The sequence below is a fragment of the Nonomuraea sp. NPDC001699 genome (genome assembly GCF_053596455.1).
In genome coordinates this window covers 292,918-310,477 of record NZ_JBSFGF010000007.1, presented here as the reverse complement: position 1 = coordinate 310,477, position 17,560 = coordinate 292,918, and the positions used below count along the sequence as shown (strand labels likewise).

At 72.4% G+C, this 17,560-nt stretch carries 15 protein-coding genes; 6 read left to right on the top strand and 9 right to left on the bottom strand.

From position 1 onward, the window contains the following. Positions 1-50 precede the first annotated feature (50 nt). Positions 51-641 carry a class I SAM-dependent methyltransferase gene (locus tag ACWCSU_RS23185; protein ID WP_357704841.1) on the top strand — a complete coding sequence of 197 codons (591 nt, stop codon included), beginning with the start codon at positions 51-53 and terminating at the stop codon, positions 639-641. 26 nt (positions 642-667) lie between these two features. Next, the gene (locus ACWCSU_RS23180) at positions 668-1,849 is read left to right on the top strand and encodes an acyl-CoA dehydrogenase family protein (RefSeq protein ID WP_357704839.1); all 1,182 of its coding nucleotides are present in this window, start codon (positions 668-670) and stop codon (positions 1,847-1,849) included. Positions 1,850-1,855: 6 nt separating this feature from the next. Here the strand turns inward: ACWCSU_RS23180 and ACWCSU_RS23175 are convergent, their stop codons facing one another. Genes ACWCSU_RS23175 through ACWCSU_RS23160 form a run of 4 tightly spaced genes read right to left on the bottom strand, consistent with a single transcriptional unit; the run spans position 1,856 to position 4,837 of the window. Continuing rightward, complete coding sequence (locus ACWCSU_RS23175; protein ID WP_364088377.1) at positions 1,856-2,407, bottom strand: hemerythrin domain-containing protein; 552 nt, start codon at positions 2,405-2,407, stop codon at positions 1,856-1,858. Positions 2,408-2,450: 43 nt separating this feature from the next. After that, positions 2,451-3,230, bottom strand: a complete 780-nt coding sequence (locus tag ACWCSU_RS23170; protein ID WP_364088374.1) for an enoyl-CoA hydratase/isomerase family protein — start codon at positions 3,228-3,230, stop codon at positions 2,451-2,453. Then, positions 3,227-4,141, bottom strand: coding sequence for an alpha/beta hydrolase (locus ACWCSU_RS23165; RefSeq protein WP_357704833.1), 915 nt, complete (start codon positions 4,139-4,141; stop codon positions 3,227-3,229). The genes ACWCSU_RS23170 and ACWCSU_RS23165 overlap by 4 nt, the downstream gene beginning before the upstream one ends. A 9-nt stretch (positions 4,142-4,150) precedes the next feature. Continuing rightward, the gene (locus tag ACWCSU_RS23160; protein ID WP_449937370.1) at positions 4,151-4,837 is read right to left on the bottom strand and encodes a gamma-glutamyl-gamma-aminobutyrate hydrolase family protein; all 687 of its coding nucleotides are present in this window, start codon (positions 4,835-4,837) and stop codon (positions 4,151-4,153) included. Between the two features lie 341 nt (positions 4,838-5,178). On the opposite strand from ACWCSU_RS23160, the gene ACWCSU_RS23155 reads away from it, so the two are divergent. Continuing rightward, complete coding sequence (locus ACWCSU_RS23155; protein ID WP_357704829.1) at positions 5,179-6,297, top strand: globin domain-containing protein; 1,119 nt, start codon at positions 5,179-5,181, stop codon at positions 6,295-6,297. On the opposite strand, the gene ACWCSU_RS23150 is transcribed toward ACWCSU_RS23155, so the two are convergent. Next, entirely contained in the window at positions 6,294-7,064 is a 771-nt protein-coding gene (locus ACWCSU_RS23150) for a helix-turn-helix domain-containing protein (protein ID WP_364088367.1), read from the bottom strand. The two genes, ACWCSU_RS23155 and ACWCSU_RS23150, sit on opposite strands and share 4 nt — an antisense overlap. A 213-nt stretch (positions 7,065-7,277) precedes the next feature. Here ACWCSU_RS23150 and ACWCSU_RS23145 point away from each other — a divergent pair, with 213 nt between their 5' ends. Further along, entirely contained in the window at positions 7,278-8,357 is a 1,080-nt protein-coding gene (locus ACWCSU_RS23145) for a WD40/YVTN/BNR-like repeat-containing protein (protein WP_357704825.1), read from the top strand. 3 nt (positions 8,358-8,360) lie between these two features. Continuing rightward, the gene (locus tag ACWCSU_RS23140) at positions 8,361-8,681 is read left to right on the top strand and encodes a ubiquitin family protein (RefSeq protein WP_352330107.1); all 321 of its coding nucleotides are present in this window, start codon (positions 8,361-8,363) and stop codon (positions 8,679-8,681) included. A gap of 4 nt (positions 8,682-8,685) precedes the next feature. Here the strand turns inward: ACWCSU_RS23140 and thyX are convergent, their stop codons facing one another. The 4 genes from thyX to ACWCSU_RS23120 all read right to left on the bottom strand — a co-directional run bounded on the left by thyX (position 8,686) and on the right by ACWCSU_RS23120 (position 15,785). Beyond that, positions 8,686-9,468 (bottom strand): FAD-dependent thymidylate synthase, encoded by a 783-nt coding sequence (gene thyX / locus ACWCSU_RS23135; RefSeq protein ID WP_352350875.1) that lies wholly within the window; start codon positions 9,466-9,468, stop codon positions 8,686-8,688. 133 nt (positions 9,469-9,601) lie between these two features. Next, positions 9,602-12,241: a M4 family metallopeptidase gene (locus tag ACWCSU_RS23130; RefSeq protein WP_449937364.1), complete on the bottom strand. Its 2,640-nt coding sequence runs from the start codon at positions 12,239-12,241 to the stop codon at positions 9,602-9,604. Positions 12,242-12,422: 181 nt separating this feature from the next. Next, complete coding sequence (locus ACWCSU_RS23125; RefSeq protein WP_449937361.1) at positions 12,423-13,568, bottom strand: amidohydrolase family protein; 1,146 nt, start codon at positions 13,566-13,568, stop codon at positions 12,423-12,425. Between the two features lie 90 nt (positions 13,569-13,658). Next, complete coding sequence (locus tag ACWCSU_RS23120) at positions 13,659-15,785, bottom strand: anthranilate synthase component I (protein ID WP_364088355.1); 2,127 nt, start codon at positions 15,783-15,785, stop codon at positions 13,659-13,661. A 239-nt stretch (positions 15,786-16,024) separates the two neighbouring features. Here ACWCSU_RS23120 and ACWCSU_RS23115 point away from each other — a divergent pair, with 239 nt between their 5' ends. Continuing rightward, positions 16,025-17,464, top strand: a complete 1,440-nt coding sequence (locus ACWCSU_RS23115; RefSeq protein ID WP_449937359.1) for a glycosyltransferase family 39 protein — start codon at positions 16,025-16,027, stop codon at positions 17,462-17,464. Positions 17,465-17,560 lie beyond the last annotated feature (96 nt).

Here is a 17,560-nt window from a genome sequence, read left to right as displayed (position 1 = left end):
CGTCCAAAGGAGGGAGCACAGGGGGTGATCTTCCCTATACGTTCGGGGCCATGTCCAACGACACCGCAATGTTCCTCGGCCAGTTCCTGCGCGCCCCCGCCGTGATCGGCGCCGTCGCCCCGAGTTCGCGCCGGCTGGCCTCGGCCGTCTGCGCGCCGGTCCCGGAGCGCGGCGAGCCGACCGTGGTGGAGCTCGGCCCCGGCACCGGCCCGTTCACCGCGGAGATCCAGCAGCGGCTCGGCGGGCGTGGCCACCACCTGGCCGTCGAGGTGAACGGGCGGCTCGCGGCGCTGCTCGCCGAGCGTTTCCCCGGCGTGGACGTGGCCCACGCCGACGCGGCGCGCCTGGGTGAGCTGCTGAGCGGGCGCGGGCTGAGCCACGCCGACGTGGTGGTGAGCGGGCTGCCGTGGGCGGCCTTCCCCACGGGGCTGCAGCACGAGCTGCTGGACGCGGTGACGTCGGTGATGAGCCCCGGCGCGGCCTTCACCACCTTCTCCTACATCCACGCCATCCCGCTCAGCTCGGCCCGCCGGTTCCGGGCGTTGCTGGCCGAGCGGTTCGAGGAGGTCGTGCCCGGACGTACGGTGTGGCGCAACACCCCGCCGGCCTTCGTCTTCCACGCCCGCAGACCTCGACCCTGAACAGAACGAACTTCTACGATGGCGTGATGGATTTCACCCTTCCCGAGAGCGCCCAGGCCGTCCAGCGCGGTGTCGCCGAGATCTGCGCCCGCTACGACCTCGACTACTGGCAGCGGTGCGAGAGCGACAAACGCTGGCCGGAGGAGGTCTGGGCCGACCTCGCCAAGGGCGGCTGGCTGGGCCTGGCCGTGCCGGAGGAGCACGGCGGGGGCGGGCAGGGGCTGCTGGAGCTCGCGGTGGCCACCGAAACGCTGGCGAGCTCGGGCGCGGCGGGCGGCTCGGCCTTCACGTACGTGCTGACCCCCGGTTTCGGCGCGCTCACCCTGGCCCGGCACGGCACCGCCGAGCAGCGGGCCGAGCTGCTGCCCCGGCTGGCCACGGGCGAGATCGAGACGTGCTTCGCCCTGACCGAGCCGGACGCCGGCTCCAACTCCCTGGCGATCACCACCTCGGCCCGCCGCGACGGCGGCGACTACGTGCTCAACGGCCAGAAGATCTGGATCACCGGCGTGCAGCGGGCCACCTGGATGTTGCTGGTGACCAGGACGGTCCCGGCGTCGGACGCCAAACCGCGCACCCACGGGCTGACGGTGTTCCTGGTGAACGTGCCCGAGGCGGTCGCCGCCGGGCAGCTCTCCTACCGGCCGATCCCCAAGATGGGCGCGAACACCACGCCGTCCAACATGGTCTTCCTCGACGACCTGCGGGTGCCCGCCGCGAACGTGGTCGGCGAGGTGGACGGCGGCGCGGCCGTGCTGTGGGACATCCTCAACCCCGAACGGGTGCTGCTGGCCGCCTCCGCGCTCGGCGGCGCCGAGGTGGCGCTGCGGGTGGCGGTCGGCTACGCCAAGGAACGCGAGGTGTTCGGCCGCCCGATCGGCGCCAACCAGGCCATCGCGTTCCCGCTGGCGCAGGTCAAGGCCAAGATCGAGCTGGCGCGGCTGATGCTGTACAAGGCGGCCTGGTCCTTCGACCGGCGGCTGCCGTGCGGCACCGAGGCCAACATCGCCAAGCTGACCGCCTCCCAGGCCGCGTGGGAGGCGGCCGACGCCGCGTTCCAGACGCACGGCGGCATGGCGTACTCGCTGGAGTACCCGGTGGCCAGGCTGCTGGCCGACGCCCGTATCGGAAGGGTGGCACCCGTGACGGAGGAGCTTCTGCTCAACTTCCTCGCGACACAGGTGCTCGGGTTGCCCCGGAGTTTCTGACGGCTCTCAGGCCCTGCCCGTCGCCTTGCGGATCACGTCGCGGGCCCTGTCCATGATCGCGGCGGGCGGGCCCGCCAGCAGGTTCTCCGGCGCGGTCTCGACGCCGGCGTGCGGGTGCGTGGGCGCGATCGCCTCGGCGGCTTTGACCCCGAGCGCCATCGCGCGCAGCTCCTTCTCGCCGGCGGCCTGCCTCAGCCTGGGGAACTCCTCGCGCTCCTCGGCCTCGGCGTGCTCGACGACGGCCTTGCGCAGCGTGGCCAGGTCGGCCGCGAACTGCGGGTCGTCGACGCCCGCCCGCTCCATCTGGGTGAGCATGTCCTTGGCCGCGTTCTCCTCGGCCAGGCGCTCGTCCACCAGGTCGTCGCCGTCGTCGACGTGGCGGCGCGCGTACGGGTGGACGATCTCCTCCTCCGCTGTCTCGTGGACGGCCAGCAGGCGCACCAGCCTCTGGAAAGCCGCTGCTTTGTCCTCGGGGGCAGCGTTCTCGACCTCCGTGAACTGGCTCCTGATCTGCTCGTGCTGGCGCACCAGCAGGTCGACCACATCGTTGTCCGTCATGAGGGTGCGCCTACCCGAGGCCCGGACAAGCACACGCGCCCGCTCAGCCGAACGACGGCGGCCGCTTCTCGCGCACCGCGCGCACGCCCTCGACCACGTCGGGGCCGGTGAAGCCGAGGAACTCCATCGCCAGCGAGGCGTCGAAGGACGGGCCGGCCAGGCGCAGCCAGTTGTTGAGCGAGTACTTGGTCAGCCGGATGGCCTCCTGGGAGCCCTGGGCCAGGCGGACCGCGATCTCCATCGCCTTGTCGTGCACCTGGTCGTCGTCGACGCACAGGCTGACCAGGCCCATGCGCTCGGCCTGCTCGCCGGTGACGGGCTCGCACAGCAGCAGGTGGTACTTGGCCTTGGCCATGCCGCACAGCAGCGGCCAGATGATCGCGGCGTGGTCGCCGGCGGCGACGCCGAGCCGGGTGTGGCCGTCGATGATCCGGGCGGTGCGGCCGGCGACCGAGACGTCGGCCAGCAGCGCCACCGCGAGCCCGGCGCCCACGGCGGGGCCCTGGACGGCCGAGACGATCGGCTTGGAGCAGTTGAGCACGTTGTAGACGATGTCGCGGGCCTCGGCGAACACCCGCATGCGGGTGGCGTGGTCGCGGGTCATCTCCTCGATCATCGACAGGTCGCCGCCGGCCGAGAACGCGGTGCCCTCGCCCCGGACGACGATCGCCCTGACGGAGTCGTCGCGGTCGGCCTCGCGCCAGATCTCGCTCAGCTCGCGGTGGCCGGTCATGTCGACGGCGTTGAGCCGGCCGGGCTCGCTGATCGTGACGCGCAGCACGCCCTCGGCCGGGGTGTCGAGCTTGAGCTTGTCGAAGGTCACAGGTGCTCCCGCAGACGGTCGGCGATGTACTGCCTGGCCTCGGTCGCCTGGTCGAACAGGCCGGGCAGGCCGAAGAAGCCGTGGACGGCGCCGTCGAACCTGCGCGCCTCCACCGGCACGCCGGCGTCGGCCAGGCGGCGGGCGTAGTGCTCGCCCTCGTCCCTGAGCACGTCGCACTCGGCGGTCAGGACGGTGGCGGGCGGCAGGCCGGTCAGGTCGGCGATGCGCAGCGGGCTCAGCAGCGGGTCGGCCGGGTCGGCGCCGGAGGCGTAGCGCTCGGCGAACCAGGCCATCTCGGCGGCGTCGAGCCCGAAGCCCTTGGCGTAGGCGTGGTAGCTCGGGGTGTCCATGGCGGCGTCGAGCACCGGGTAGACCAGCGCCTGGTGGGCCAGCCGGATGCCGGACCCGGCGGCCCGCCAGGCGGCGACGGCGGCCAGGTTGCCGCCCGCGCTGTCGCCGACGACGGCCACGCTGCCGTTGCTCTGGTAGAAGGCGGGCCTGGCGAAGACGTCGCGCACGACGGTCCAGGCGTCGTCGGCGGCGGCCGGGAAGGCGTGTTCGGGGGCCAGCCGGTAGTCGGCGGAGACGACCACGGCGCCGGTGCGCAGGGCCAGGTCGCGGCCGAGGGCGTCGTTGCGCCTGACGCTGCCGAAGACCCAGCCGCCGCCGTGGAAGTAGACCACGACGGGCAGCAGGCCGTCGCCGGGGTCGGCGCGGTAGATGCGGATCGGCACGTCGCCGGCGAGCTCGTCGCGGACGAACGGGAGCGTGGTCAGGGGGCCCCGCTGGGCCGCGAAGCCGTCGTGCGCGCGCATCTCCTGGATGGTGGCCAGGTCGAGCGTGGCCAGGTCGGCGTTGAGGTCCGACGGGTAGAGGGCGACGTAATCCCGCGCCTGGGGGTGCAGCGGCATGAGCGCAGCCTAGCGGGCCGCCTCGACGAACGCAGCGAAGAGCCGATTGTCCCCGCCGCGTTCGGGATGCCACTGGAGGCCGACGGCGAACCGGTGGCCCTGCAGCTCGACGCCCTCGACGATCTGGTCCTCGGCCCAGGCCACCGCGAGCAGGCCGCCGCCCAGCCGGCGGACGGACTGCCGGTGCGGCGCGACGACCCGGACGTGGTCGCCGACGGCCTTGCCCAGCCTGCTGGACACGCTCACCCGGAGGTCGTGGACCCCGCCGGGCTGGCCGTGCCGGTCGTGGCCGAGCACCTCGGGCAGCCACGGGATCAGCGTGCCGCCCTGGGCGACGTTCAGGACGTGCATGCCGCGCGCGATCGCCAGGATCGGCAGGTCGGCCCGGATCGCGGCCCCGGCCAGGGCCAGCTCGAACCGGTCGCGGTGGGCCTGCGGCTCGGGGGCGCGTTCGTCCGGCTCGCCGCCGTAGGTGCCGGCGCCGAGGTCGACGCCCCCGGCCAGCAGGACGCCGGACAGGCCGCCGACGTAGTCGCCGATGCCTCGGGGGCCCAGCGGCGGCAGCACCACGGGCGCGCCGCCGGCCCGCTCGATCGCCTTGGCGTAGGAGGGCGGTGACAGCACGGCCTCGCGTACCCAGTCGCCCCAGCGGGCGGCCTCCAGGTAGGCGGTGATGCCGATCAGCGGTCGGGACATGCGGATCTCCAGGGGCGAGGTCAGGGCCGGCGGGTGCGCGCGCCTTCCCAGGTCACCCGCCTGGGGTGGAGGACCGCCATGGCGGGATGCTACGCCTCCGTCGCGCGGCGGGAAACAGCGGAAACAAAATGCGAAAATCACTTTTATTCGTTTTCTTCGCCAGAAAACCCCATACCGCATTTCGGGTGAATCGGTTGCGACGCATCAGAGGTGGTGTAAGGCTCATTTTCGAGCGCGCCGGAAGTGCCGGGGCACGCCGCGCGTTCACGACCCGGAGCTGCCAGGAGGTGGAGGAGGCGGCCGGAATCGAGTGTCCGGCCCAATAGCGTGGGGTTGAGTGCATGTCGTTGAATCCGCGACTGGTGAAGGAGAGCTTCTCACTCGTCGAGCCCGTGGCCGACAAGGCGACCGCGTACTTCTACGGACGGCTGTTCGCCGCGAGCCCGCACCTGCGAGGGATGTTCCCGCCCGCGATGGACGTCCAGCGCGACCGGCTGTTCGGCGCGCTGACCCGGATCGTGTGGAGCCTGGACAGCCCGGACGGCCTGGCCGCCTATCTGGGGCAGCTCGGCAGGGACCACCGCAAGTACGGCGTGGTCGCCGAGCACTACACGGCCGTCGGCAACGCCCTGCTGGCCACGATCCGGCGCTTCGCCGCCGAGGTGTGGAACGACGAGATCGAGGCGGCCTGGGTGTCGGCGTACACGGCGGCGGCCAATCTGATGATCGAGGCGGCCGACTCCGAGGCGGGGGTCTCCCCGGCCTGGTGGCCGGCCGAGGTCGTCGACCACGAGCTGCGGCGTCCCGACATCGCGGTGGTCACGCTGCTGCCCGCGCAGCCGCTGCCGTACACGGCCGGTCAGTACGTCACCGTGCAGACCGCGCGGTGGCCGCGGGTGTGGCGCACGTTCTCGATCGCCAACGCGCCGCGCCCGGACAACACGGTCAGGCTGCACGTGCGCTCGGTGCCGGGCGGCTGGGTGTCCACGGCGCTGACCAGGCACACCAGGATCGGCGACACGGTCATGCTCGGGCCGCCGATGGGCACGATGACACCGCGCGAGCACAGCGCCCGCGACCTGCTGTGCGTGGCCGGCGGCACCGGGCTGGCGCCGCTGAAGGCGATCGTCGAGCACGTCATCGCCTCGGGCCTACGTCCGCGGATCCACCTGCTGCACGGCGCGCACACCGTGGACGAGCTGTACGACCTGCCCGACCTGCTGGCGATGCAGGCGTCCTTCCCCTGGTTGCAGGTGCTGCCGGTGGTCTCCGGCGACCCCTCCTACACCGGGATGCGCGGCCGGCTGTCGGAGGTGATGGGACGCTTCCACTCCTGGTCCGAGCACGACGCCTACGTCTGCGGCCCGAGTGGCATGGTGGACGCGACCGTGCGCCGCCTCCAGGCCGACGGCGTGCCGCTGTCGCGCATCCACCGCGACGTCGTCCCCGGTGAGCGCTAGGAGGCCGCCGGGTCGCGGCGGAAGGCGGCGGCGGTCTCCTCGTCGGCCGGCCAGAACGTCTCGATGGCCAGCTCCGAGACCGTCACGTCCATGGGCGTGCCGAAGGTGGCGATGGTGGTGAACATCGACAGCACGCGGTCGCCGTCGGCGATGCGCAGCGGCAGCAGGATGTCGCCGGGGCCGGGCACGTGGGCCACGTTGAGGTTGACGCCGGGGTAGGTGTAGGCGGCCAGCTCGTCGTGCAGCTCGGCCAGGCGGCCGTCGGCCGACGCCTCGGCCTGCCTGCGCAGCTGGTGCAGGAGGTAGGCGCGGACCTCGGCCAGGTTCAGCAGCCTGCCGCCCATCGCGTCGGGGTGCAGCGACAGCCGCATCACGTTGACCGGCTCGGCCAGCAGCTCGGCGGGCACGCCGGCCATGAACATGGCGGCCGCCGAGTTGGCCGCCACCAGGTTCCACGCCGCGTCCACGACCAGCGCCGGGTACGGCTCGTGCCCGGCCAGGATCTTGTCCAGCGCCTGGCGTACGACGGCCATCTCCGGGGCGCGCACCTCGCGCTCGGGGAAGACCGGCGCGAACCCGGCCGCGACCAGCATCCTGTTGCGGTGGCGCAGCGGCACGTCCAGCTCCTCGGCCAGTCTCATCACCATCTCGCGGCTCGGCCGGGCGCGGCCGGTCTCCAGGAAGCTGACGTGCCGGGAGGAGACGTCCGCCTCGATGGCCAGGTCGAGCTGGCTCACCCGCCGCCGCTGCCGCCACGAACGCAACAAATCACCAAATGTCTCTTCTTGTATCGCAAGTGCTCCCATGCCGGAAAACCTACCGGTGACAGGGAAGCGTCACGATTACCTGCCGGGTAATGCCCGTCCTGTTCCCGTCGTCCACTGGCGGCGGGACGGTCGGCGTGCGGCAAATCTCCCAGTGCTCGGCACCGCCGCCGCCCGCGTGGCACGATGGCGGGAAGCGAACATGGGAGCGATGCTATGACTGACGCAGTCCTCGCGATCGGCACCCGCAAGGGCCTGTTCCTCGCCCGCTCGGCGGGCGGCGGCCCGTTCGAGATCGAGCCGATCCGGTTCTCCACGGTCGCGGTGCCCTCGGTGGCCATCGACACCCGGGGGCCCGCACCCCGGCTGCTGGCCGGCATCGAATACGGCCATTTCGGTCCGTCCGTGATGTATTCCGATGATCTCGGCGAGTCCTGGGGCGAGGCGCCTCAGCCGCCCATCGCCTTCCCCGACAAGACCGACACGACGCTGGCCCGGGTGTGGCAGCTCACGCCCTCGCCGTCGGAGCCGGGCGTGGTGTGGGCCGGCGTCGAGCCGGCCGCGCTGTTCCGCTCGGAGGACCACGGCGTCACCTACCGCCTGGTCGAGGGCCTGTGGGACCACCCGCACCGGCCGCAGTGGCAGCCGGGCGGCGGCGGGCTGTGCCTGCACACGATCGTCCCCCACCCCACCGACCCCGAGGTCATGGGCATCGCGGTCTCGGCGGCCGGCTTCTACCGCACCCGCGACGGCGGCATGTCGTGGGAGGCGGCCAACCAGGGCATCCGCGCGCCGTTCCTGCCGGAGGGGCAGCAGTACCCCGAGTTCGGGCAGTGCGTGCACAAGGTCTGCCTCGACCCCGCCCGGCCCGACCGGCTCTACCTGCAGCACCACTTCGGCGTCTACCGCAGCGACGACTTCGGCGGGAGCTGGCACGACATCGGCTCGGCCCTGCCCTCCGACTTCGGCTTCCCCATCGTGGTCCACCCCACCCGCCCCGACACGATCTTCGTGCTGCCGCTGACGGCCGACATCGACCGCACCCCGGTCGGCCACCGCTACCGGGTCTGCCGCAGCCAGGACGCCGGCGCCACCTGGCAGGAGCTGGGCGACGGTCTGCCCGAGGGCCCGGTCCACGCCACCGTGCTGCGCGACGCGATGACCGCCTCCCCCGCCGGGCTGTTCTTCGGCACCCGCGACGGCGAGGTCTACTGCTCGCGCGACGACGGCGAGAGCTGGTCGCAGGTCGCCCGCCACCTGCCCGACGTGCTGAGCGTGCGTGCGGCGGTGCTCTGACCGATGGCCAGGTCATTCACCAAGCCCGTGACGATGGTCGTGTTCGTGCTGCCCAGCTCGCTGCGGCGGTGGGTGAGCGGGCGCACCGAGGTGAAGGTGTTCGCGGTCGGCGCCGACCGCGACTCCCCGCCCACGCTCGGCTCGGCGCTCGACATGCTCCGGCGCACCCATCCGCTGCTGGAGGAGCGGCTGCGCGACGACTACGGCCGCATCCGCCGGCACATCAGCATGATCGTGTGCGGGGAGAACGCCCGCGGGCTCGGCGGCCTGGACTGTGCCCTGCCGCCGGGCGCCGAGGTCTACGTGCTGCCCGCCCTCGCCTGACGCCTCAGACCTTGCGCCACCCCGGGACCCAGGCCCCGTCCTCGACGACGTAGTCGCCGAACAGGGCGGGCGCCTCCTTGCGCATCAGCTCGCCGATGCGCTGGAACAGCAGGCGGATCTCCTCCTCCGCGCCGACGGCGGTGCGGGCCTCGATCGTGTGCCGCAGCGTGCGCACGTTGGCCGTCCAGACCAGGCCGGTGGCCAGCCCCTCGGGGGCGAACCTGCGCATGAACGAGGTGCGGTGCTTCTTCTCCGAGAACGGCACGCCCTCCTCGTCGAGCCCGAAGTGCCCGGCCATCCAGAGCTGGAACTGCTCCAGCTGCTCCAGCACGGCCGTGGCCCGCTTCATCAGCTCGGGGTCCTGCTGGGCCCACTCGGGGAACCAGAACGGCAGCTCGTCGAGCCGGACGAAGCGCAGCGACTCCTGGGAGATGGCCACGCCGGGCCGGTGGCGCACCAGCTCGTGCGTCAGGACGCGGCTGACGTTGTGCAGCACGAAGCTGAAGCTGACGTGTTCGAGGACCGAGCCGTGCGCGCTGGCCAGGATGTTGCGCAGGTAGTCGTCCTGGTTCTCCCTGATGCGCACCACGTTGGGGTTGAGGCCGGGCTCGAAGGACCGGTAGCAGAGCCGGCCGGCGAACTCGGCGAGGTTCTGGGCGTCGAGGTCGCCGCGGTCGAGCCGCTCCAGCCAGCTCTCGCCGCCGACCTCGCCCAGGTAACGGGCCAGCTCGTCGTAGTCAAGCTCGGGACGGGCGACGATGAAGACCTCGGGTTCGACACTGCGCATATGGGAGCCCCCCGCTCGGGTTCTGTGGTTTGTGACGGGCTCAAGCAAACCAGCTCGCGGGGCTGCGCGCGACTCGGCGCCCGCCGTCCCCCTCCGGAGGCACGGCGGGCGCCGAGCGGACACCCGTGGCAGGTCAGCAGCGGTGTGCGGGCCTGTCGCGAGTCACGAGGTCGGTGTCGCCGGCGGTCCCGTCGATCCACAGGACGCGGCCCGCCGAGCCGGCGGCGAACAGCGACTGCTCACCCCGGTTGCAGGAGTAGCGCTCCAGGGCTCCGCCGGTGACCGCCACCTGGTAGATCTTGGGCAGGTTCGCGTTCTCCAGCGTGGTCCCGCCCGGCTGCACGCCGACGGTCACCCGCGACTCGCTCGCGTCGAGCCAGTTCGGGTAGGGCGCCTGCGGCCCGTCCGCCACGACCGGCGTGCTGCCGGTGCCGTCCAGGGCGGCGCGCATGATGCCCATGCGGCCGTCGCGGTCGGCGTCGTAGAGCCAGACGACGTGCTTGGCGGTCAGCGCCGGGTAGATCGACATCGACGGGATCGTCCGGGTCGGCGGCACCTCGGGCACCACGACCTCGTTGCCGGTCGCCAGGTCGTGCACGACGGGCGTGCTGTGCGTGCCGCCGGTGCCGAAGCTCACCCGGACGTAGACGAGCCTGCCGCCGCTGACGGACGGCATGTACCCGCCCACGCCCTTGTCCGCGGTGAGGTTGACCGGGGCGGCGTTCCCGCGCTTGAGCCACAGCTCGGTCTCGCCGGTCGCCGGGTCCTCGCCGGACCAGGCCACGGCGTCACCGGAGACCACGACGGAGTAGACGTAGCCGGTGCTCTCGTGCAGGACGGTGGAGGGCGCCGAGGCGTCCAGCGGGCGGCTGCGGATCTGCATGACGCCCGCCGCGGGGTCGAGGGCGACCCAGACCGCGCGCCTGCCGTCGGTGGCGGGCGTCCAGTCCCAGCGGCCGTCGTCGGACACGACGGTGGCGCGGCCGCCGCTGACGCGTCCGGTCCGGATGGAGGTCGGGCCGCTCGCCTCGGGGGTGTTGTCGGTGACGACGTACCGGTCGCCGGCCAGGGCGGGCGGGTCGATGGCGTCGGTGAGCCCGTCGATGACGACGCGGCTGTCGGTGCGGATCAGCCGCTCCCAGCCCGGCCTGATGCCGTGCCGCTCGAAGGCCAGCGCGATCGCGAGCCGGTCACGCGCGGGCAGCCCGGCGGCGCGGGCGGCCGACTCGACGGCGCGGCGGCCGTCGGCGAAGTCGTCGAGCGGGGTCATGTACTCGGTCAGCGCCTTGTAGACGACCTTGTCGAAGCCGGCGCCGAGCTTCTCCCTGGCGTCCCACAGCGCGCCGGAGAAGATCGTGGAGTTGAGGTGCACGCCGCCGGCGTCACCGGCGACGGTGACGCCGAGGTAGTCCTCGGCGGCGTTCCGGTCGTCGTCGAGGTCGCGGGTGGCGCACTGGACGGGCGGGAGGCTCTTGCACAGGTCCTCGCCGAGCAGGCTGGCGTCCGGGTCGCTCATGGGGATGCCGAGCGCGCTCGTCTGGATGGCGTTGCCGAAGTAGTCGGCCAGGCCCTCGTTCATCGCGCCCGACTGGCCCTGGTAGACCAGGTCGGCGCTGTGGGTGATGACGCCGTGGGTCATCTCGTGGCCGACGACGTCGAGGCTGGCGGCGAAGGAGTGCAGGTCGGCGCCGCCGCCGCCGTAGACCATCTTGGTGCCGTCCCAGAAGGCGTTCTCGAACGGGCCGCCGTAGTAGGTGACGTTCACCACCGAGTACATGGTGCCGCCCTTGCCGTCTAGCCCGTCACGGCCGAGCGACTTGTAGAACTCGTAGACCTTGCCCGCGCCCCACTGGGCGTCCACGGCGCCGCTCTCGGTGTGCTCGGGGCCAAAGGCGGGCGTGGGCGACTTGGCGAGCTCGGTGCCCGCCGGCACGCCGGGGTCGAGGAAGTCCTGGACGTCGGCGCCGGCGGCGTCGTAGGTGAGGATCTCGCCGGTGGTGCCGTTCCACATCGGGCGGGCGCGGTCGCGCAGCTCGTAGGCGCCGTCGGCCCGCTGGTAGGCGTTGAGCGGGACGTTCTTGCCGTGCGCGGTCTGCCCGCTGCCGGCCGCCGGGCCCTCCATGCGCAGCCGGTCCAGGGCGAACAGCGGCTGCCCCGAGTGGGCGTCCACGTACGCGTCCAGCAGGACGGGCCGCTTCTTGACCGCGTCGGCGCCGGAGAGCGTGACGTGCCAGGCCAGCACGCCCTTGCCACGCGGGACCACGAGCAGTTCGCCGGGCGTGGCCTTGATCGTGCCGCGCACCTGGTCGTCGCGGACGAGCCGGGAGCGGGCCAGCTTGGCCGCCAGCGCGGGGGTGACCGTGGGCGTGGGGTTCACGTCGAGCTCGGTGAGGAAGCGGCCGCCGGCGCCGGTCACCTCGCGGCTTGCGCCGTCCGTGCGGAAGCGCACCAGGTACTGGGCGCCGAGGACGGGCAGGTTCCGGTAGCGCTGGGCGAACCTGACGGTCTCGTCCTGGCCGTTCACGACCGTGCGCAGCGGCACCAGGTCGGCGGGGTCGAGGTGGTAGCGCGGGTCGGCCAGGTGGGTCTTGGCCGCGGCGACGGGGTCTCCGGCGGCGGCGGGCTCGGCCAGCCCGCTCACCTCGGCGGGGGCCCGGGTGCCGGCCCGGGACTCGACCTGCGGCTGCGGCGGATCATCGGCCGCCGCGACACCGGGGACGGCCAGCGCGAGCGACAGAGCCGCGGCCGTGAGAACGAAGGGACGCCAGGACACGACACCTCCAGGTGTGGCGTAGGGGGTCTGGCGTCCTCGATCATCACAGCAATATTGACAAACAGACAAATCACAATTTGATTACCGGAAATGTAAATTTCCGATTAACGAAGGAAATATTGTGAATTAATGACTTTTTGTGTCGGCGTCGGCGTGCCGGCCCATTCCGCTGTGAGCGAGGTCAGAGCCGGTACACCCGGCGGGCGTTGCCCGAGCCGATCATGTGGGCGACCCTGGCCGCGTCGGACGGGCTCCACTCCCCCGCCTCCAGCCTCGCCAGCAGGGCCGCGCCCAGCGCCTGCCGGTAGTACAGCGCGCCGAGGTAGCCGGTCTCGGCCACGCCGTGGCAGTCGGAGCTGAACAACTGCTTGTGGAAGGGCGCCAGCTCCAGCAGCTCGTCCATGACGCGGGCCGAGGCGGCGGCCGTGCGCGGCAGGGCCAGGCCGACGTCGACGTAGACGTGCGGGTAGACGCCCGCCAGGTAGGCGGCGGTGCGGTGGTAGGGGTAGCAGTGGAGCAGGATGACCGGCACGCCGAGGGGCTGCAGCGCGTCCATGAGGGCGCTGAGCCTGGCCGGGTCCGTACGGTGCAGACCGGGGCCGCGCCCGCCGAACCCGGCCTGGAACTGCACCGGCAGCCCCCGCTCGCGGGCCACGTCGATCGCGCTCCACAGCAGGTGGCGCAGCAGCACCGGGTCGGTCAGCGTGCGCTTGGGGTCCGACAGGCGGCGGTTGGCGGCGGCGATGACCGAGCCGGTGCTCGGCCTGGCCGGGTCGAGGTCGAGCCCGCAGCGCGCGGCGATGACCGTCTTGAGCCCGACCGCCCTGGCGGCCCTGGCCGACAGCTCCTCGGCCAGGCCGTCGAGGTAGTCGACGGCGATCTGCGCCGACTCGGCGACGTCCTGCTCGATCTGCTCGATCCGCACGATCTCGTCGGCGGCGGCGCCGCCGTGGCGGCCCATCTCGGCCGCCGACAGCAGATCCATGTCCTCGTCGCCGGTGTCCACCAGGAACGCCACCACGCCGGCCCCGGCCAGCAGGCGCCGGTTGACCTCGCCGGCGCCCAGCTCGGCCCGGCGGGCGAGGTAGACCGCCGGGGGCGCGTGCGGCTCCAGGTCGAGCAGCGGCGCGCACCAGCGGCGCAGGCCCATGCCGAACGGCGAGTCGAAGTGCGTGGTGCCGGGCGGGGCCGCCGCGCCGCCGGCGTTGATCAGCGGCTCGAACCGGGCCCGGGTCAGGTCGTCCCGGTGCACCCCGTGGCAGTGGTGGTCGACGAGCGGGGCGAGCAGCGCGTCACGCACCGTGTCGGGCAGGGCTACGGGGAGCATGCGGAGACTCTAGGGGAGCTCCGCACGCCCCCGTGGACGTTTTAACCTACGACAGGAACACCCTGCCCGTTCCCAGACGAACCGGCCGGGTCAGCGCCGGGTGAGGCGCAGCACGTTCGCGATGATCTTCGCGCCCGCGCCGCCCTCCTGGGTGAGGATCGACTCCGGGTGGAACTGCACGGCGAAGCGCCGCCGCTCGACGTCCTCGATGGCCATGACGTTGCCGTCGGGCGTGAGCGCGGTCGGGGTGAAGCCGACCACGCCGGGCCGCTTGGCGTGCAGCGAGTGGTAGCGGGCCGCGGTGAACTCGTCGGGCAGCCCGTCCAGCAGTGCGCTGCCGCCGAGCCGGGCGACCTGGCCGCGCTTGCCGTGCTCGGGGTAGTCGAGCAGCTCCAGCGCGCCGCCGGCGTGCTCGACCATGGCCTGCAGGCCCAGGCACACGCCGAAGACGGGCAGGTCGCGGGCGTAGATCTCGTCGATGAGCGCCGCCATGCCGAAGTCGGACGGCCAGCCGGGGCCGGGCGAGAGCACGACCAGGTCGGGCGCGACGTCGTCGATGGTCTGGGCCGGGAAGCCGTGGCGCAGCGTCACCACGTCGGCCCCCTCCTGGCGGAAGTAGTCGGCCAGGGTGTTGACGAAGGAGTCCTCGTGGTCGACGAGCAGCACCTTCATGCCCGCGCCCGGCTGCTCCCTGACCACGGCGGGCGGGACGGCGTCGGGCTGGTTGACCGCGGCCAGGGCGCCGAGCAGGGCGCTGGCCTTGAGCTCGGTCTCGCGCTCCTCGGCCTCGGGGTCGGAGTCGAACAGCAGGGTCGCCCCGGCCCTGACGGTGGCCACGCCGTTCTTGATCTGGGCGGTGCGCAGGGTCAGGCCGGTGTTCATGGAGCCGTCGAAGCCGATGAAGCCGATGGCGCCGCCGTACCAGCGGCGGGTGGTGGCCTCGTGGTCCTCGATGAACTGCATGGCCCACGTCTTGGGGGCGCCGGTGACGGTGACGGCCCACATGTGGGTGAGGAAGGCGTCGAGGGCGTCGAACTCGGGGCGCAGGCGGCCCTCGATGTGGTCGACGGTGTGGATCAGGCGCGAGTAGAGCTCGATCTGGCGGCGGCCGATGACCCTGACCGTGCCGGGGACGCAGATGCGCGACTTGTCGTTGCGGTCGACGTCGGTGCACATGGTCAGCTCCGACTCCTCCTTGACGCTGCTCAGGAGGGTGCGGATGGCCTCGGCGTCCTCGACCGGATTGCTGCCGCGGGCGATGGTGCCGGAGATGGGGCAGGTCTCGACGCGGTCGCCGTTGACCCGGACGTACATCTCCGGCGAGGCGCCCACCAGGTGCTCGCCGTCGCCGAGGCTGATGATGAACTCGTACGGCGCCGGGTTGCTGTTGCGCAGGCCGCGGTAGAAGGCCGACGGGTCGGTGCAGACGGCGTGGAAGACCTGGCCGGGCACGACCTCGAACAGGTCGCCGCGCTTGAACCGCTCCTTGGCCGCGGCCACGACCTTGGCGTACTCGCCGCGCTCGGGGTCCTTCGGCAGCTCGCCGGGGACGACCTGCGGGACGGAGGAGCCGGTGCGCTCAAGGCCGCGGGTGGTGGCGCCGTCGACGGTGAACTCGTAGCGGTATTCGACGCTGGTCTCGCGCTGCCGGTCGATGACGACGATCCGGTCGGGCAGGTGGAGCACCAGGTCGCGCTGGTCGTCGGGACGGGCCAGCTCCTGCCGGATGGGCTCGAACTGGAAGGCCAGGTCGTAGCCGAAGGAGCCGTAGAGGCCCAGGTGGGGGTCGTCGCCGGCGAAGGCGGCGATGACCTCGCGGATCGCGGTGAAGACGGTGGGCCGGCGGCTGCGCATCTCCTCCGGCAGCAGGTCCTCCGACTCCGGGACGTGCACCTCGACGCGGTCGGGCGTCGGCTCGCTGACCGGCTTGCCCGCGGCGAGCAGGCAGGAGGCCACGGCGGGCAGCACGACCCTGCCGCGCTCGTTGAGCGCCGTCGCCGAGATGACCCGGCCCTTGGCGACCAGTTCCAGGCAGGGGTCGACGTAGCCGAAGGCCCATCGGCTGTAGCGGCCCGGGTAGTCCATGCCCGACGAGAAGGCGCCGCCGCGCCGCTCGCCGAGCGCGGTCACGATTTCTTCCAGCGCCTCCTCGGAGACATCGCGTGCCTCACGCTCGACGCCGACGCCCCCGGCGGTGGTATATCCGCTGCTCTCCACTTGCTGCCCCTTACCACGTCACATCATGAGGCCCCGGGGGCGGACACGAGAAAGGCCGCCATCCGGGGCGGCCGTCCTTTGAGAGGAATGCGAAAAACGCGCCGCTTAGGAGCGGCGCCACCACTGGATCTGAGGGCGATTTCGCATGCCCACAGGTTAACCGCCTGACCAAGATCGCGCAACGCGACATCCCGCTCGGGCAGTGACAGATCGAGAGGAAGGACCTAGCCTCTGCGTTCATGGAGCGGCCCTGGGCGTGGCGTCCGGTGACGGTGACCGCGGTGCTGACCGCCGGGGCGGCGCTCGCGCTGAGCCCCTGGTACGGCTACCACCGCGACGAGCTGTACTTCCGGATCCTGGCCGGCCATCCGGCCTGGGGGTACGTCGACCAGCCGCCGCTGACGCCGATGCTGGCCAAGGCCGCGCTCGGGCTGTTCGGCGACACGGTGACGGCGCTGCGGGTGTTCCCCGCGCTGGCCGCGGCGGTCGTGGTCGTGCTGGTGGCGCTGGTGGCGCGGGAGCTGGGCGGCGACCGGCTCGCCCAGACGATGGCCGCCGTGGGCGCGGCGACCGGGGCGTACACGCTGATCGCGGCGCACACGCTGCTGACGGTCAGCTTCGACCTGCCGCTGTGGACGGCGGCGATCCTGTTCGCGCTCAGGGCGTTGCTGCGCGGGCAGCCGCGCTGGTGGCTCGCGGCGGGCGCGGTGATCGGGCTGGCCACCTACAACAAGCACCTCATCGTGCTGCTGGTGCTGGGCCTGGCCGCGGGCCTGCTGATCGCCGGGCCGCGGCGGGCGCTGGGGAGCCCGTGGTTGTGGGCCGGGGCGCTGGTGGCCGCCGTGCTGGCCGCGCCGAACCTGCTCTACCAGGCCACGCACGGCTGGCCGCAGCTCACGATGGCCGCCGCGCTCAGCGCGGACAAGGGCGCCGAGATGCGGGTGATGTTCGTGCCGATGCAGCTCACGCTGTTCGGGCCGGTGGTGTCGGTGATCGCGGCGCTGGGGTTCGTCCGGCTGTGGCGCGACCGGCGGGTGCGGGCGGTGGCGGTGGCCTATCCGGTGACGGCGGTGCTGACGCTGGTCACCGGCGGCCGCTTCGACTACACCGCGGGGCTGATCGTGGCGCTGTTCGCGGCCGGGTGCGTGAGCGTGTCGCGGGCGCGGGCCGGACGGGTGCGCGCGGCGTGGGGCTTCCTCGCGGTCAACGCGCTGGCCTCGGCGGTGCTGGCGCTGCCGCTCGTGCCGGTGGGCGAGCTGGCGGGCACGCCGGTCCCGGCGATCAACGAGGTGGCCCGCGAGTCGGTCGGCTGGCCGGGCTTCGCCGCCGCCGTCGGCGGCGTGCTGCGGGCGCTGTCGCCGGACGAACGGGCCCGCGCGGTGGTCGTCACGGGCAACTACGGCGAGTACGGCGCCCTCGACCGGGCGGGCCTGACCCGCGTGTACTCCGGCCAGAACCAGCTCTGGGAGTACGGCCCGCCGCCGGACGACGGGACCGTGGCGATCCTGGTGAACGCGGGCGGCCGGGCCCGCGCGCTGTTCGGCTCCTGCGAGGAGAAGGCCCGCGTGGACAACGGCGTGGACGTCGACAACGAGGAGCAGGGCATGCCGGTGTGGTTGTGCCGCGACCCCCGGCAACCGTGGTCCACCACCTGGCCGATGTGGCGACACTTCAGCTGACCACATTACATTTCGGGATTTTTCCGAGCTTGTTAGGATCAGCGCCCTTGCTTTCCCGACAGGATCTCTTCACCCTTCTCGACAGAGGCGGAAAGA

What these genes read in the sequence shown, in the direction of transcription:
- ACWCSU_RS23160 (WP_449937370.1), bottom strand. Translation starts at nt 4,837, where the DNA reads ATGTCCCGACCGCTGATCGGCATCACCGCCTACCTGGAGGCCGCCCGC.
- ACWCSU_RS23185 (WP_357704841.1), top strand. Translation starts at nt 51, where the DNA reads ATGTCCAACGACACCGCAATGTTCCTCGGCCAGTTCCTGCGCGCCCCC.
- ACWCSU_RS23165 (WP_357704833.1), bottom strand. Translation starts at nt 4,141, where the DNA reads ATGCCGCTGCACCCCCAGGCGCGGGATTACGTCGCCCTCTACCCGTCG.
- thyX (WP_352350875.1), bottom strand. Translation starts at nt 9,468, where the DNA reads ATGCGCAGTGTCGAACCCGAGGTCTTCATCGTCGCCCGTCCCGAGCTT.
- ACWCSU_RS23155 (WP_357704829.1), top strand. Translation starts at nt 5,179, where the DNA reads ATGTCGTTGAATCCGCGACTGGTGAAGGAGAGCTTCTCACTCGTCGAG.
- ACWCSU_RS23175 (WP_364088377.1), bottom strand. Translation starts at nt 2,407, where the DNA reads ATGACGGACAACGATGTGGTCGACCTGCTGGTGCGCCAGCACGAGCAG.
- ACWCSU_RS23145 (WP_357704825.1), top strand. Translation starts at nt 7,278, where the DNA reads ATGACTGACGCAGTCCTCGCGATCGGCACCCGCAAGGGCCTGTTCCTC.
- ACWCSU_RS23180 (WP_357704839.1), top strand. Translation starts at nt 668, where the DNA reads ATGGATTTCACCCTTCCCGAGAGCGCCCAGGCCGTCCAGCGCGGTGTC.
- ACWCSU_RS23125 (WP_449937361.1), bottom strand. Translation starts at nt 13,568, where the DNA reads ATGCTCCCCGTAGCCCTGCCCGACACGGTGCGTGACGCGCTGCTCGCC.
- ACWCSU_RS23140 (WP_352330107.1), top strand. Translation starts at nt 8,361, where the DNA reads ATGGCCAGGTCATTCACCAAGCCCGTGACGATGGTCGTGTTCGTGCTG.
- ACWCSU_RS23115 (WP_449937359.1), top strand. Translation starts at nt 16,025, where the DNA reads ATGGAGCGGCCCTGGGCGTGGCGTCCGGTGACGGTGACCGCGGTGCTG.